Below are 14386 nucleotides of genomic sequence, written 5' to 3' on the forward strand. Positions count from 1 at the left end.
TCCTTTGTGGAGTCTCGGGTTCAGAAACCGCGACCGAGTATTTCGTCGATCGCGCGGCGCGGGCTGGACGGCACCGCACCGGCGGGATAGCCGAGCCGCATGATCAGCTGCGGGAAACCGGCGAGTTCGAGATCGTCGCACAACGCCGAACGCACTTCGGGCAGATGCAGCGGCTGGGTCAGCACCGAGCCGACGAGACCTCCGTCGACCGCGTCGAGCCAGGTGCGCTGCACGGCCTGTCCCGCGGCCAAGTGGTCGTGGCGGGTGTCGTCGAGGGTCAAGAAGACGAGCAACGTCTCTTCCGTCAGCCGATGGGTCAGGACCACACTGTCCGGCAAGGCCGTCGACGGCCGGACCAAGCCCGCCCAGGGCAGCGAGCCCGGAGGAAGCGCCGTCGCGGCGAGCCCCACACCGTGTCGGTGCGAGACCTCGTCCCGGATCGTCCACAGGGCGAGCTCGCGCTGGTATCCGTGGTCGTGCTGATGGGCTTCCGCCGCGAATTCGAGCAGTTCGGCGACGTGAACCAGTTCCAGCTCGTCACGGATCGGCCTGGCTTCGACGCCGGCCGAGGCGGCGGTGTCCACCAGCTCGCCGATCCGCTGAGGCGAGACGGGGCGGCCGGCGAACCGCCGCCGGTGGCTGCGCCGTCGTTCGATGGCCGAGTAGCGGTGCAGATCGTCCGCGGACGGCAACGCACGCTCGTCTGGCGTGACCGACGCGACCACTTCCGGGCGGCCCGGTTCGGGGAACGTCTCCGTGCGCGGTGCGTAGCCGAGCACACGGACGGCGAGCTCCAGGTTCGTGAGAGCGGCGCCGCAGGAGATCACCCGGTCGCGGCCCAGCGGATCGTGTTCCGGGAGGGTCAGCTCACGGCGTTCGATCAACAGGAGCCTGCCGCCGTCGAACTCCAGGATCCACGGCTGGGTGTTGTGCACCGAGGGCGCCCGAAGCAAGGTCCGTGCCAGGACCTCCGTCTCCCCCGTCGACCAGATCTCTCGTCGCTCCATGCTCCCTGCCCTCCGCGGTGGCGCCGTGCTCGAATCCACCGTGCGCCACACCGGGACCGGTGCGCAGGTGCGGACGGCTCCGATCTCCGGGACCAAAGCCCTACGACGCCGGGACGTCCAGGCCGCTGTGCCGTCCCGCGTGCCGGAGTAGGTTCGGCAGCACGGCCAGGACCCTGCGGCGGGAGGACGAGCCATGGTGACCAAGGTGTTCCTGGTCGACGATCACGAGATCGTCCGGCGTGGGCTGTCCGATCTGCTCGGCAGCGAGCCGGACATCGAGATCTCCGGCGAAGCCGCGTCGGTCTCTGAAGCGCTCACCCGGATTCCCGCGACCGAAACCGACATCGCGGTGCTGGACGTCCGCCTCCCGGACGGCACCGGCATCGAGCTGTGCCGCGAGCTGCTCTCGACCCGGACCGACCTGCGTTGCCTGATGCTCACGTCCTACGCCGACGACGAGGCCCTGCTCACCGCGATCATGGCGGGTGCTTCCGGCTTCGTCCTGAAACAGGTGCTCGGCAACGATCTCGTCTCGGCGATCAGGACCATCGCCGAAGGCGGCTCACTGCTCGACAGCCGCACCACCGCCGCCCTGATGAGCCGCATCCGCCGGGAGCACGACCGCGACGATCCGATCGCCGGGTTGTCCGAGCAGGAACGAGCGGTCTTCGAGCTCATCGGGGAAGGGCTCACCAACCGGGAGATCGGCGAACGGCTCTTCCTGGCAGAGAAGACCATCAAGAACTACGTTTCCCGCATCCTCGGCAAACTCGGCATCCAGCGCCGGACCCAGGCCGCCGTGCTCGCGAACGAGCTCAAGAAGGAAGACCGGCTCCGCCTGTTCGGCGACCGCTAGGCGCTTTCGTGCGACAGCGGGACACGCCACGCGATCCGGGTCCCGCCGCCCTCCCTGCCGGTGAACTCGGCGTATCCGCCGCATCGTTCGGCACGCTGCAAGAGGTTGTCGAGCCCGCTGCGCCTGCCGGACGAGGGCAGCCCGACGCCGTCGTCGCTCACCTCGATGGCGAGTTCGGTGCCGGCCTCGACGGTCACGGAGATCTCTTTCGCGCCGGAGTGCCGGATGGCGTTGCTCAACGCCTCACGGACGACGGCCTCGGCGTGCTCGTACACCTCGACCGGCACGAGGGTGTCCACCGCGCCCGCGATCCGGACCGACGGTGTCACGGCCGAAGCCGTCGTCAGTTCCGTGACGATGTCGAGCAGCCGCCGGCGGAGACCGGCCGACTCCCCCGCTCCCGCGGTGTGCAGGTCGAAGATCGAGGTCCTGATCTCGCGAACGGTCCGGTCGAGTTGCTCGACGGCCTGCGTGACCCGGTTGCGGGCGAAGTCGTCCGGCACTCTCGGCAGGATGCTCTGGAGGCTCATACCGGTGGCGAAAAGCCGCTGGATGACGTGATCGTGAAGGTCCTGCGCGATCCGGTCCCGGTCGGCGAGCACGTCCAACAGGCGCTGGTTGCGCTGCTTTTCGGCGAACTCGAGCGCCACCGCGGCCTGGTCGCCGAACGACGACAACATCGGGATCTGGTCGGCCTTGAACTGCTGCGTGCCCTTCTCCCGGCTGGCGACCAGCACGCCGCCGACACCCGACGCGCTGGTCAACGGCGCCAGCGCTCCGGGGCCGGAAAGCGCCTTGTCCGCCGAACCGAACACAGTGCCGAGGTCGGCGACGAGACAGGTCTGCCCGCCGGCGAAGATCTCGTCGAGCAAGGGATGCTCGCCGGAGACCTGCTTCCCCCGTAGCGGACCCTGCCGTCCGCCGCTCACCGCGGTGACCGTCAACGGCCGCGTTCCCTTCTCGCCGTCTTCGGCGAGGAGGATCATCACCTCGTCGGCCCCGGCCAGCTCACGGACGCTTCCGACGATCAGTGCCAGCGTGTCCACGACCGACGCGCCACCGAGCAGCTCGCCGTTGACCTTCGCCACCGCCTCGAGCCACCGCTCCCGGGTCCGGGAGCGCTCGAACAGGCGAGCGTTGTCGATGGCCACGCCCGCGGCCGCCGCGAGTGCCTGCAGGACGACCTCGTCGTCCGCGGTGAACTCGGCGGCTCCGCGTTTCTCGGTCAGGTACAGGTTCCCGAACACCTCGTTCCGCACCCGGACCGGCACACCGACGAAGCTGTGCATGGGCGGATGGTTGGCCGGGAAGCCGACCGAGGCGGGATGCGCCGAAAGGTCCGGGACCCGTACCGGCTGCGGATCCTCGATGAGCAGGCCGAGCAGGCCCCTGCCCTCGGGCAGGTGGCCCATCGTCTCGCGTACGTCCTGCTCGATGCCGACGTACACGAACTGGGAGAGGCCGTCCTCGTCGCCGAGGACACCCAACGCCCCGTATTGGGCGTCGACCAGCTCGACCGCGGCCTGGACGATGCGCTGCAGGGTCGAATCGAGTTCGAGACCGGTCCCCACCGCGAGAACCGCGTCGAGCAACCCTTGCAGCCGGTCACGGGTCTTGACGATCTCCGAAAGCCGCTCCTGGACCTCGTGCAGCAACTCGTCCAGCCGGAGCCCGGTCAGCACCGCCGCGCTGGGCGGCGGATGCCCGCCCGCCGGTGATGGCTCGGACGCCATCGCCACCTCCTTCCGGATAGGGTGACGACTCGTTCATCGTCCGCACCGGCCTCAGCGTTCCATTCGGCGGACCACCATCACAGGGCATTCCGCGTGCTGGGCCAACGCCTGGCTGGTCGAGCCGAGCAGGAGCCCGGTGAACCCGCCACGACCGCGGCTGCCCACGACCACGAGCCTCGCCTTGGCGCTCCACTCCAGCAGAACCTGCCGCGGCCGGTCACGCACCAGCGAGCGTTCCACCGTGACGTCCGGGTACTTCTCCTGCCAGCCCGCGAGACGTTGCGCGAGCAGCCTGCGCTCATCGTCCTCAATGGACTCCCACTGGCTCACCAGGCGCGCCATCCCGTAGACGTCGTCATAGGTGACGTCCGACCACGCGTGCACGGCGACCAGCGTCGCGGACCGGCGCGAGGCTTCGTCGAAAGCGGCCTCCAGGGCCCGCTCGCTCGTCGGGCTCCCGTCGATCCCGACGACCACCGGCCCCGTGTCGGGCTGATTCGTCGTTCCCTTCCTGCTCCGGAGCACGACCACGGGACAGTGCGCGTGCGCGATCAGCGCGGATGCCGTCGATCCCAGGGTCATCTGCCCGAAGAAGCCCTTGCCCGTCCCGCCGACCACGACCATCGTGGCCGACTTCGACGCGTCGACCAGCGTCGAGACCGGCGAATCCGCGGGCATGAGGGTGTCGACCCGGACACCGGGCGCGGTCGATCCGGCTTCCGCCACGGCCTCCTCGAGAACACGCCCGCCCTCGCCCGCGAGCACGTCGAACCACGGCACCGGCCCGGCCAGACCGCCACCGTAGGCCCACTGCTCCACATGCAGGGCATGCACGACCAGCAGCCCCAAACCTCGTTCGGCCGCGACGGTGGCCGCCCATCGCACGGCCACCCGGCCCGGTTCCGCTCCGTCCACCCCGACGACGATCCGGCTCATCTCTCACCTTCCTGGTAGGTCACTTTCGCTTGGACGACACCGGGGATCCCCTCCGCGATGACCTTCGCGACGTGATGGTCGGTGTCGTTGCCGTATCGGTCCCCGATCCGGACAAGGCCGTCCTCGACGTCGACCGTCCAGCGGCCGGGGCCGCCGTAGATCGCGAGGTGGTGCCGGACGTCGGCGGCGATCGCGCTGTCGGCTCTCGCGAAGGCGCGGACGAAGTCGGCCCTGGTGACGATCCCCACCACCGCCGCACCGTCCACAATGGGCATCGCCCGGATCTTCCCGTCCAGCAGCGCCTTGCCGACCTCGGCGAGGTCCGCCCCGGCGCTCATCGCGGTGGCGGGCGTCGTCATCACCTCCGCCACGGTGGCGCCCGGCGTCCCATGACCGGCGGGACGCCGGGCGAACCGGACGTCTTCGGGGAATCGGTCCCGGATCAGGTCCGCCTCGGTCACCATGCCGATCAAGCGGTCGTCGTCGTCCACCACCGGGAGAGCGGTGAAGCCGTGCTCGGTCAGCAGTTCGGCCGCGTGTTTGGCGCTCGTCCCCGCCGTGACGGTGACGACCGGCCTCGTCATCAGATCCCTTGCCCGCATGTCGTTCCCGTCTCACAGGTCGGCGTCGTCGCTCGCTACAGCGGGCCGGATGACGGCGACAGGGCACTCCGCATGGGCGATCAGCGCCTGGCTCGTCGAGCCCAGAAGCATCCCTTCGAATCCGCCGCGGCCACGGCAGCCGACGACGAGCAGGCCCGCCCGCTTGCCGAGTTCGAGCAGTGCACGGACGGGACGGCCCTGCCGCAGGACGAACTCGACCGGCACCTCCGGGTACTTGTCCCGCCACGGAGCCACTTGCTCTTCGATCGACTTCCGCTCGTCGTCCTCGACCCGATCCGACAGGTCGGACCAGGTCCGGACGACGGTCAGCCCGGCGTTCCGCGAATTCGCTTCGTCGAAGCCGAACCCGAGGGCGCCCTCGCTCGCCGGAGAACCGTCCGTGCCGACCACGATCCGGTCCTCGTCGCGCCAGGCGCCACGGACCACCACGATCGGGCAATGGCCGTGTTTGGCGAGCGCGACCGCGGTGGAACCGATCAACGGTCCGGTGAACCCGCCCAGCCCCCGTGATCCCAGCACCAGCATCGTCGCCCTGGTGGACTCCTGGACCAGCGCGGGCACCGCGCTCCACTCCCGGACCGCGGTCTCGACGACCAGGTACGGAAAGCGGGCCAGCACCGCCTCCCGTACCTGCGACACCCACTCTTCTCCCAGACCGGCGAACCCCGCTCGGATCGTCTCGGCCGGTGGAAGAACACTCGGTACCTTCGCGAGCGGCACGGCGTAGACATGGACGAGCCGGAGCGGCACACCCCGTCGTGAAGCGGCGCCCGCCGCCCAAAGGGCCGCCGTCCTCGCCGAGCGGGATCCGTCGATCCCGGCGACGATCGAACCTTCCGTGGCGATCGGCATCCCGGCTCCTTTCGAGGTCGGACCCGCTGTTGTGGGCCGGTCCCAGTCTCGAATGGCGGCACCGCCCGATCGCAGAGGACGAAGTCCCCCGGCACCTGCTCCCGGGTCCCGGTCGCGTCGCCGACCGGCCCACGAGGAAGGGGCGAAAGTCCCTATGACCGGAGACGGATCAGCCGACCGGCGCGGGGCTGCCCAACCGTCCATCGTGGACTTCGACGATCCGGTCGACCGCGGTGAGATGGGCGCGGTCGTGCGTGACCAGGACGGTCGCGGTGGCCCGCTGATGGGTCAGGCGCGTGATCAGATCGATGACCGCGGCACCGCGGTCGTGGTCGAGGGCGCTCGTCGGTTCGTCGATCAGCAACACGGTGGGCTCGTTCATCAGCGCACGCGCGATGTTCACCCGCTGCCGTTGGCCGCCGGAGAGCTGGTGCGGGCGACGTCCGGCCTGCGGCCCGAGCCCGACGGCGTCGAGCAGATCCAGGGCCACGCCGCGTGCCGCCGACGGGGAGCGGCCGTCGATCCGGGCCATGACCTGGAGTTGTTCGGCGGCGGTGAGGGCGGGCAGCAGATTGGGTTGCTGGAAGACAATCCCGATCTTGCGGCGGCGTAGCTCGGTGAGTTCACCGCGGCTCAGCCCGGTGGTCTCAGTGCCGTCGATGGTGACGGAACCGTGGTCCGGGGTGATGAGGGTGGCGGCGACGGCGAGCAGGCTGGACTTGCCCGAGCCGGAGGGCCCGGCGACGGCGGTGATCGTGCCCGGCGGGACGTCCAGGGTGACGCCGTCGAGGGCGGTGAGGCGGGAATCGCCATCGGGATAGGTGAGGGTGACATCGGTCAGGTTCAGGCTCATCGGGCACTCCCCAATGCGGTCAGCGGGTCGACGGAGGTGATGCGGCGGACGGAAAGCGCGGCCCCGAGAGCGCCGAGCAGGATCATCACGGCGGCCGGGACCAGCACGGTGGCCGGCGTCAGCAGGAAGGGCACGGCGGATCCGGCGACGACCGCGCCGAGGCCGACGGCCAGTGCGGTGCCGACGGCGGTGCCGCCGACGAGAAGGACGACAGCCTGGCCGAGCGCGTCCTTCAGCAGGAAGGCCGTACTCGCTCCCAGCGCCTTGAGGACGGCGATGTCGCCGCTGCGCTGGATCGTCCAGACGGTGAAGAAGGCGCCGATCACGAGCGCGGAGATGGCGAACAGGAACCCTCGCATCAGTTGCAGCGAGCCGTTTTCCGAGGCGTAGGAGCCGATCGCGGACAACGAGTCGCTCTTCGAGACCGTCTTCGTGCCGGCGGCGAGATCGGTGGCCGCGAGATCGGCGTCGGCAGTGGTGGTCAGCGCGAGCACCGTCGCGCTCGGCTCGCCGCCGGTGGGTGGCACCGTCTTCGCCCAAACGTCGAGGCCTGCCCATACCACCGGGGTGTGGCTGAACCAGGCGTCCCCCGACACGGCGGAGACCGTCAGCTGACGCCCTGCCACGGCGATGACGTCCCCGCTCCGGACACCCAGGTCGTCGGCGGCGGACGTCGACAGCACCACCGAGCCGCGGGTGATGTTCGCGCCGCCCGGGGCGAGCGCCGAACCGGGCCGGACTCCGAAGACGGAGATCCCGGCACTGCGGTTTCCCGCGGTGGCCTTGGTGGTGGAGATGCCCAACGGCTCGGCGCCGGTGACGCCCGGGGATTCGGCCCACTGCCGCCGCTGCGTCTCGGTGATCGCGGAGTTGGCGTAGGAAAGGCTCTGCCCGTCACCAGGAGCGGCGAAGACGATCTTGTCGGCGGGCAGGCCGGTGATCGCGGAAATGTTCTGCTCACCCAGCCCGGCGGTGAGCCCGGACAACAGGCCGACCAGCAGGGTGATCAGCACGACCACGGCTCCCATCAGGGCGAACCGCCCTTTGGCGAATCTCAGATCTCTCCAGGCGACGAACACGGTTCCGGTCTGTCCTCTCCGGCGGGTGGGCTGGTTACCTCTCCACGATCGCGGCCGGAGACCGCGACGACATCTGGCCGGAGATGGCACTTCGCCCGCCGGAAGACGGCACGCCGGTTCTACCTTTGGATAGAGGCGCCCGCCGGTCGCGCTCCGTAATCTGGAGGCACTGTGACCACCGCGCCCCCTTTGACCCCGACCAGCCGGGTGCTGACCTGGTGTCTGCACCTGCTGCTCATCGCCCTGCTCGCACTCGCGGCCGTCCGTGCGGTGGCGGACCGCTCGTCCGACGCGGGAGCGGTCGTCGCGACGGCGTTGGCGTGCGCTGTCGTGTACGCGGCAGGCCCGCTCCTGCCGCGTGTCAGGACGTCCCGGCAGGCCGCCCTGTGGTGGCTGATCGCGGTGGGCGTCGTGTGGCTGGTCCTGTTGGTGCTGACCGCCGACGGCGTCTGGGTCGCCTTCCCGCTGTACTTCCTGCAGTTGCATCTGCTGCCGCGCCGTCAGGGCCTGGTCGCGGTGATCGCGACCGCGTTCGCGGCGATCACCGCGTTCGCCGCCCACCAAGGTTCCTTCGTCCCGGCTGCGGCGATCGGCCCGGCGCTGGGAGCAGCCGTGGCGGTCGCGGTCGTCTGGGGATACCAGGCGCTGTACCGCGAAAGCGAACGACGCCGGAACCTGATCGAGGAACTGACCGCCACCCGCGCCGATCTCGCCGAAGCCCAGCACGCGGCCGGAGTGCTCGCCGAGCGGGAACGGCTGGCCCACGAGATCCACGACACCCTCGCCCAAGGGCTGTCGAGCATTCAACTTCTGTTGCGTGCCGCGGAAAGAACCCTGCCCGACACCGCCGGGAACGCCGCCCGCTACGTCGAGCAGGCCCGGCAGGCGGCCGCCGACAACCTGGCCGAAGCCCGCCGCTTCGTCGTCGCGCTGTCCCCGCCGGCGCTCGACGACACCACGCTCACCGACGCGCTGGAACGGTTGTGTGCCACCACCAGCGCCCGGCACCTGATCACCGCACGGTTCCGGTTCACCGGTACGCCCACTCCCCTGCCGACCGCGTACGAGGTCACCCTGCTGCGCATCGGCCAGGCGGCCCTCGCGAACACCGTCCGTCATGCCGACGCGTCCACCGCCGAAGTCACCCTGTGCTACCTCGACGAGCACGTCCTCCTCGACGTCGTCGACAACGGTGTCGGCTTCGATCCGGAACACAGCGGCTTCGGCCTGACCGCAATGCGGACCCGAGTCGAAGCCTTGGACGGAACCTTCGCCATCGAGTCCTCCCCCGGCCACGGCACCGAGTTGTCCGTGCGGCTGCCCGTCGAAACCAAGGAACGTCCGTGACCGAACCCGCGATCCGGCTCCTGCTCGCCGACGATCATCCGATCGTCCGGGCGGGCCTCCGCGCCTTGCTGGAAACCGAACCCGGTCTCATCGTCTCCGCCGAAGCCGCGACCGCGGAGGAAGCGGTGTCCCGCGCGGCCGAAGGCGACATCGACGTCGTGCTGATGGATCTGCGCTTCGGCCCCGGCATGACCGGCGCCGAAGCCACCGCGGTGATCACGGCGCGGCCGGACGCTCCGCGCGTGCTGATCGTCACCACCTACGACACCGACGCCGACACACTGCCCGCCATCGAAGCGGGCGCCACCGGCTATCTCCTCAAGGATGCCCCACCCGAGGAGCTGGTGACCGCCGTCCGTACCGCCGCCGCCGGACGCACCACCCTCGCCCCGACCGTCGCCGACCGGTTGATGAACCGGATGCGGATGCCCACCACCGCGCTGACACTGCGCGAGATCGAAGTCCTGGTCCTGGTCGCCGACGGCCTGTCCAACCGGGCCATCGCGGAACGGCTCCACCTGACCGAAGGCACCGTGAAATCCCACCTCGCCCGCAGCTACACCAAACTCGGCGTCGACTCGCGCACCGCCGCCGTCGCCACCGCGACCGACCTGGGCCTCATCCGCCGCTGACCGCCTGCCGCGGCAGGTTTCGGCTCCGTCCGTGAATGCCTCCTTAGGGACTCTGGGTCCCTCAAGGAGGCATTCACGGACCGGTATTCGTTGATCTACGTCTGACCTGTGCGTGAGCGGGATTAGCTCCGTTCAGACCGGGCCGAGCGTTGTCCATGAAGGATTTGGGACGTTCACCGTCCCAAATCCTTCATGAACGAATCCAAGCGCGGACGAGCCAGGACGTACAACGCCCCGAACCCCTCGGACTCGACCCACACCGCAAGGGGAGCGAAGGCGCGGCTGCGTGGTGGGGCACGAGTTGATCAGCCTCCGAGCACGCCGCTGACCTCGTTCGGCGTTCCCGGGATCGTGCCGGTCGCGGTCTTCGCGCCGGACGCGAGGTCGACCGAGTGGATCTTCTTCTTGCCGGGATCGGTGACGTAGGCGGTTCCGCCGCGGACGAAGATCGCCGGGCGCGGCTGCTGCCACTCGATCGGCTCCTGCCAGGTGCCGATGACGGCGATCTTCTTCGTCACCGCACCGCTCACCGGGTCGATCACGTGGATCTGACCGTCGGTGCCCAGCACCAGCGCCTCGCCCTGAGGACCGCGGGCCAGCGAACGGAAGGTGTAGCTGGTCCCGATGTCGACGTGCTTGAGCGTGGCCTTCTCGGTGTCGATCAAGGAAATCCGGGTCGGGCGCTCGAGCTCGGCCGCTTCGTCGACCTTGTAGTCGCCCAAGGTGATCGGCGAGACGTCCGAACCCGCCTGGTTACCGATGCGCCCGTAGGCATCCGGGCTGGTCACCTTGGTGATCACACCGTTCCGGTAGATCAGCGCGCCGGTCTGGCAGCCGACCACGATCGCCTCCCCGCGCGCGGCGGCTTCACCGTGCACACCGGGGCACTGCTCGTTGCGCGCGATCTCCTTCTTGTCCTTGTCCAGCACCACGATCCCGGACCGCTTGTCCTTGTTCCCGACGGTGGTCACCAGTTCGCCGTTCTCGAGTTCTACGGCCACGCCGTGGTGTGCTTCCGGCGTCTTGTGCTTCGGCGCGGGGAAGGCCGCGGTGCCGATCGTCTTCGGGTCGAAGACGGTCACTTCGCCGGTCCCGTCGGCGAACAGCACCGTCTTACCGGCGTGACGGACGACGTGGCCCGGCTTGGCCGCCTTCACTTCGTTGTCCGTCAGGACGGCGCCGACGGCGTCGAGGACCCGGAACCCGGTGGAGGTCGAGACCATGAGGTGCCGGTCGTTCCCGGCCGGGTTGAGCCGGTTGAAGCCTTCCAGCGGAAGGTTCTTCGCGACCTGCAGGGACTTCCCGTCGAGCAGGACGATTCCGCCGTCGTAGGTGACCGCCACCGGATTCGCGACGACGGGAGCCGGAGCCGCGTTCTTTCCGGGTTCCGCCGCCGGCTGTTCGGTCGCGCAGGCGGCGAGTGCGAGGGTGCTCGCCGTCGTCGCCATCAGCGCGAGATATCGGGTCTTCCGTGCCATTTCACTGTGCCTTTCGTCTGTTCCGATCAGGAACGGGTCAAACCGGTGGTGATCGATTCGGTGTTGGCGCGCATCATTTCCAGGTAGGTGGCCGCACCCTGGCCTGGTTCGCTGAGCGACTCGGAGAACAACGGGGCCACCTGGACGTGCAGCCCCGCCTGCTCGGCCAGTACCCGCGCGAGCCGGTCCGGCTGGGAGGAATCCGCGAAGATCACCGGCACTCCCGCAGCGCGAACGGTGTCGGCGAGGGATTTCAGATCCGAGGAGCTGGGCGACGCGAGCGTCGTCCCGCCGGGAATCACCGCGCCGACGACCTCGAACCCGAACCGCTGGGCCAGGTAGCCGAACACGTGGTGATTCGTCACCAGCTTCCGGCGTTCGCGGGGAATCCCGCCGAACTTCTCGGTCATCATGCGGTCGAGCGCTTCGATCTCCCCGCGATAGCGGTCGGCGTTCGCGCGGATGACCGCTTCGTCGACGCCGCCGACATGGGCGACGACCTCGTCCGCGATCGTCTTCACCGCGTCGCGCACCCGTGCCGGATCCGTCCAGAAATGCGGGTCCGGCTTGTTGTCGGCGTAACTGATCGGGTTCACCCGCTCCCCGGCGGGCAGCGCCGGTACGCCGTTTTCCTCGGCTGTGCGGACGGTGCGCAGCATGCCCTCTTCGAGCCCGAGTCCGTTGTAGACGATCAGGCCCGCCCGCTCGACCTGGGCGGCCTGCTGTGCGGAGATACCGAACGAGTGCGGATCGGCGTTCGGCTTCATCAACACGGTCACTTCGGCCTGATCGCCGACGACGGCGCGGGTGATGTCGCCGAGGATGTTCGTCGTGACGACGACCGACTTGCCGCCCCCGCCGCTTCCGGAGCACCCCGCCGCCGCCAGCAGCGCCACCGCGACCAGGGCGAGTGCCCGGCGCCTCATCGGCCGGTCTCCACGATGTGGCCCGCCTTGCCGCCGACCTTCAGGGTCCTGGCACGCCGGAGGTTGTCGTTGTAGTCGATCTCGTACACGTCCGCGGACAGCGGGTTGTTGACGTAGGCGCGCGTCGAATCGACCTGGATCGAGGCGGCGGCTGTCGCTTCCGGAGCCAGGAGCGGGATCGCCGTCTGTTCCTTTCCGGTGCCGTCGAAGGAGCGCAACTTCCCGTCTCGGCTGAGGACCAGCAGCGGGCCGCCCTCACCGACGGCGTTCACCGCGGCGACCGGCCCGGTCTCGACGTACTGCCAGCTGCGGCGTCCGACGTCCAGCGCCCACACGGCCGATTCGCCCGCCTGGGCGGCCAGCGTGGCGCCACCCGGCCGATGGAAGAAAGCGGTGGCACGTTCCTGAGCGGTGACGCTGCGCGGATACGGGATCTTCACCCCGGTGAACGCACCGTCCTTTTCGCTCACCAGCAGAGCGCCGTCCGCGCATCCGAAGACGACACCACGCCGGGTCACCGCCTGGCCCCGCAGTTCCGGACATGGCTGGCCGATCTCGGCCACGGCCTTGCCCTGGCGGTCGTGAACACGCACTCCGCGGGCGAACGGCTTACCTGCGTCCGCCACCGTGGCGATGATGTGCTCGCCGTACGGGATCGCGACGCCGGCATGCGGCTCGCGCGGGATCTTCCCCAGGTCGGTGACCGTCCCCTTGTCCAGCGCGGCACGGTCGAGCAGGGTCGCCGTTCCGTCCGAATAGGACAGTGCCGAGACGGCGGGATCGCTGTAGGCCGCCAAAAGCTGCTTTCCCGGCGCCACCCCGACATCACGGACCTTCGCCCGGTAGTAGTGGACGTGGTCACCGTGGTCGACCATCCAGGACCCGCTGTCGATCATCCGGATCGTGCCGTCTCCCGCGGTCAGGTAGCCGAAGCGGCCGTCGCCGGTCACGGCTTGCACACCGTCGACACGCCCGACTTCGTGCACCTCCTCGGTGATGAGGTCCACGACCCGCACCGCGCCCGTGTCCGAGTCGGCGACGATCAGCCGCGACTGCGCCTCTGCCGCCTCCTCGGCGCCTTCGACGTAGCCGTGCGGGACTTCCGCGGTCACCTCCTTCGGCTGCTCCCCGCCGCACGCCGCCAAGGTCAGCGCCGCGACGACCGCCGTCACTGCTTTCAGTTTCATCGTGAGCACTCGATCTCCGGTGTCAGGGAACGGAATCGCTGTCGTACGAACGACAGGAACGCGGAAAGGAAGAACAGGAGGACCGCGGCGGCGGCGATGGTCGCGCCCGCCGCGGTGCCCCAATGCCAGGACACGAGCAGACCGCCGACCGTGGCGGCGATACCGAGCAGCGCCGCGACGAGCATGATCGTGGTGATCCGCCGCGACCAGAAGAGCGCCGCCGCGGCGGGGGCGATGAGCAGGCCGAACACCAGCAGCGTCCCCACGACACGGAACGACGCGACGATCGTGAGCGTGACCAGTCCGAGCAGCACCGCGTTCGCGAGCCGTGGCCGCAGCCCCAGGGTGTGCGCTTTGCGGACGTCGAAGGTGAGTGCGGTGAACGAACGGTGTCCCACCAGCGCCACCACCCCCACGACGAGCAGGGTGATCGCGAGGCCCACCAGGTCGCCGGATCCGACGGCGAGCACGTCACCGAACAGGAATCCGGTGAGATCGACGGCGAACGACCGCGAGTGCGACACGATGATCACGCCGCTCGCGAGCATGCCGACGAACAACAGCCCGATCGTGGTGTCCTCGGAAAGCCGCCGCGAACGCCCGAGCGCCGTCACCCCGAGCGCCATCACGCCGGCGCTGATCGCCGCACCGATCAGCAGGTTCACGCCGGTCAGCGAGGCTATCGCCACGCCGGGCAACATGCCGTGCGACATCGCGTCGCCGATGAACGCCATGCCGCGCAACACCACCCAGGTGCCCACGACCGCGCACACCGCCGAAACCAGCACTCCCGCCACCAGCGCGCGCTGAACGAACGACACCTCGAAGGGGATCAGCAACCACTCCACGCGTCACACTATAGTGGTAATGATTGTCA

General features: G+C 69.4%; 15 protein-coding genes. 4 read left to right on the forward strand and 11 right to left on the reverse strand.

Annotation, left to right across the window (positions count from 1 at the left end; translation table 11 throughout):
- Positions 1-20: 20 nt before the first annotated feature.
- Positions 21-1007, reverse strand: a complete 987-nt coding sequence (locus ACSMFO_RS03465) for an Acg family FMN-binding oxidoreductase (RefSeq protein WP_436456878.1) — start codon at positions 1005-1007, stop codon at positions 21-23.
- On the opposite strand from ACSMFO_RS03465, the gene ACSMFO_RS03470 reads away from it, so the two are divergent.
- Both ACSMFO_RS03470 and ACSMFO_RS03475 read left to right on the forward strand, forming a co-directional pair.
- Positions 1006-1158, forward strand: a complete 153-nt coding sequence (locus tag ACSMFO_RS03470; RefSeq protein ID WP_436456879.1) for a hypothetical protein — start codon at positions 1006-1008, stop codon at positions 1156-1158. The two genes, ACSMFO_RS03465 and ACSMFO_RS03470, sit on opposite strands and share 2 nt — an antisense overlap.
- A 42-nt stretch (positions 1159-1200) precedes the next feature.
- Entirely contained in the window at positions 1201-1863 is a 663-nt protein-coding gene (locus ACSMFO_RS03475) for a response regulator transcription factor (protein ID WP_436456880.1), read from the forward strand.
- Here the strand turns inward: ACSMFO_RS03475 and ACSMFO_RS03480 are convergent.
- The 6 genes from ACSMFO_RS03480 to ACSMFO_RS03505 form a co-directional block, all read right to left on the reverse strand.
- Entirely contained in the window at positions 1860-3596 is a 1737-nt protein-coding gene (locus tag ACSMFO_RS03480; protein ID WP_436456881.1) for a GAF domain-containing protein, read from the reverse strand. The genes ACSMFO_RS03475 and ACSMFO_RS03480 overlap by 4 nt on opposite strands.
- A 51-nt stretch (positions 3597-3647) precedes the next feature.
- Positions 3648-4532, reverse strand: a complete 885-nt coding sequence (locus ACSMFO_RS03485; protein WP_436456882.1) for a universal stress protein — start codon at positions 4530-4532, stop codon at positions 3648-3650.
- A complete protein-coding gene (locus ACSMFO_RS03490; protein WP_360131763.1) occupies positions 4529-5134 on the reverse strand; it encodes a CBS domain-containing protein in 606 nt (201 codons plus the stop codon). The genes ACSMFO_RS03485 and ACSMFO_RS03490 overlap by 4 nt, the downstream gene beginning before the upstream one ends.
- Before the next feature lie 12 nt (positions 5135-5146).
- Positions 5147-6007 (reverse strand): universal stress protein, encoded by an 861-nt coding sequence (locus ACSMFO_RS03495; RefSeq protein WP_436456883.1) that lies wholly within the window; start codon positions 6005-6007, stop codon positions 5147-5149.
- Positions 6008-6176: 169 nt separating this feature from the next.
- Positions 6177-6860: an ABC transporter ATP-binding protein gene (locus ACSMFO_RS03500; protein ID WP_436456884.1), complete on the reverse strand. Its 684-nt coding sequence runs from the start codon at positions 6858-6860 to the stop codon at positions 6177-6179.
- Complete coding sequence (locus ACSMFO_RS03505) at positions 6857-7939, reverse strand: ABC transporter permease (RefSeq protein WP_436456885.1); 1083 nt, start codon at positions 7937-7939, stop codon at positions 6857-6859. Before ACSMFO_RS03505 ends, ACSMFO_RS03500 begins: the two co-directional genes overlap by 4 nt.
- 171 nt (positions 7940-8110) lie before the next feature.
- Between ACSMFO_RS03505 and ACSMFO_RS03510 the strand changes: the two genes are divergently transcribed.
- Positions 8111-9286 (forward strand): sensor histidine kinase, encoded by a 1176-nt coding sequence (locus ACSMFO_RS03510; protein ID WP_436456886.1) that lies wholly within the window; start codon positions 8111-8113, stop codon positions 9284-9286.
- Positions 9283-9918: a response regulator gene (locus ACSMFO_RS03515; RefSeq protein ID WP_073843236.1), complete on the forward strand. Its 636-nt coding sequence runs from the start codon at positions 9283-9285 to the stop codon at positions 9916-9918. The genes ACSMFO_RS03510 and ACSMFO_RS03515 overlap by 4 nt, the downstream gene beginning before the upstream one ends.
- A 305-nt stretch (positions 9919-10223) precedes the next feature.
- Here the strand turns inward: ACSMFO_RS03515 and aztD are convergent, their stop codons facing one another.
- From aztD to aztB, 4 genes are read right to left on the reverse strand one after another with little or no spacing between them, the layout of a single operon-like run.
- On the reverse strand, positions 10224-11396 hold the full coding sequence (gene aztD / locus ACSMFO_RS03520; protein WP_436456887.1) for a zinc metallochaperone AztD: 1173 nt from the start codon (positions 11394-11396) through the stop codon (positions 10224-10226).
- A gap of 26 nt (positions 11397-11422) precedes the next feature.
- The gene (aztC, locus tag ACSMFO_RS03525) at positions 11423-12322 is read right to left on the reverse strand and encodes a zinc ABC transporter substrate-binding protein AztC (RefSeq protein WP_378418784.1); all 900 of its coding nucleotides are present in this window, start codon (positions 12320-12322) and stop codon (positions 11423-11425) included.
- Complete coding sequence (locus ACSMFO_RS03530; protein ID WP_436456888.1) at positions 12319-13509, reverse strand: hypothetical protein; 1191 nt, start codon at positions 13507-13509, stop codon at positions 12319-12321. The genes aztC and ACSMFO_RS03530 overlap by 4 nt, the downstream gene beginning before the upstream one ends.
- Positions 13506-14357, reverse strand: coding sequence for a zinc ABC transporter permease AztB (gene aztB, locus ACSMFO_RS03535; RefSeq protein ID WP_360097905.1), 852 nt, complete (start codon positions 14355-14357; stop codon positions 13506-13508). Before aztB ends, ACSMFO_RS03530 begins: the two co-directional genes overlap by 4 nt.
- Positions 14358-14386 lie beyond the last annotated feature (29 nt).

The sequence above is a fragment of the Amycolatopsis sp. w19 genome, from assembly GCF_051373225.1.
In the GTDB taxonomy this organism is placed as follows: domain Bacteria; phylum Actinomycetota; class Actinomycetes; order Mycobacteriales; family Pseudonocardiaceae; genus Amycolatopsis; species Amycolatopsis japonica.

Coding starts and splice junctions, on each gene's coding strand:
- ACSMFO_RS03465 (WP_436456878.1), bottom strand. CDS start 1,007: ATGGAGCGACGAGAGATCTGGTCGACGGGGGAGACGGAGGTCCTGGCA.
- ACSMFO_RS03490 (WP_360131763.1), bottom strand. CDS start 5,134: ATGCGGGCAAGGGATCTGATGACGAGGCCGGTCGTCACCGTCACGGCG.
- ACSMFO_RS03480 (WP_436456881.1), bottom strand. CDS start 3,596: ATGGCGTCCGAGCCATCACCGGCGGGCGGGCATCCGCCGCCCAGCGCG.
- ACSMFO_RS03485 (WP_436456882.1), bottom strand. CDS start 4,532: ATGAGCCGGATCGTCGTCGGGGTGGACGGAGCGGAACCGGGCCGGGTG.
- ACSMFO_RS03495 (WP_436456883.1), bottom strand. CDS start 6,007: ATGCCGATCGCCACGGAAGGTTCGATCGTCGCCGGGATCGACGGATCC.
- aztD (WP_436456887.1), bottom strand. CDS start 11,396: ATGGCACGGAAGACCCGATATCTCGCGCTGATGGCGACGACGGCGAGC.
- ACSMFO_RS03500 (WP_436456884.1), bottom strand. CDS start 6,860: ATGAGCCTGAACCTGACCGATGTCACCCTCACCTATCCCGATGGCGAT.
- ACSMFO_RS03470 (WP_436456879.1), top strand. CDS start 1,006: ATGCTCCCTGCCCTCCGCGGTGGCGCCGTGCTCGAATCCACCGTGCGC.
- ACSMFO_RS03475 (WP_436456880.1), top strand. CDS start 1,201: ATGGTGACCAAGGTGTTCCTGGTCGACGATCACGAGATCGTCCGGCGT.
- aztC (WP_378418784.1), bottom strand. CDS start 12,322: ATGAGGCGCCGGGCACTCGCCCTGGTCGCGGTGGCGCTGCTGGCGGCG.
- ACSMFO_RS03530 (WP_436456888.1), bottom strand. CDS start 13,509: ATGAAACTGAAAGCAGTGACGGCGGTCGTCGCGGCGCTGACCTTGGCG.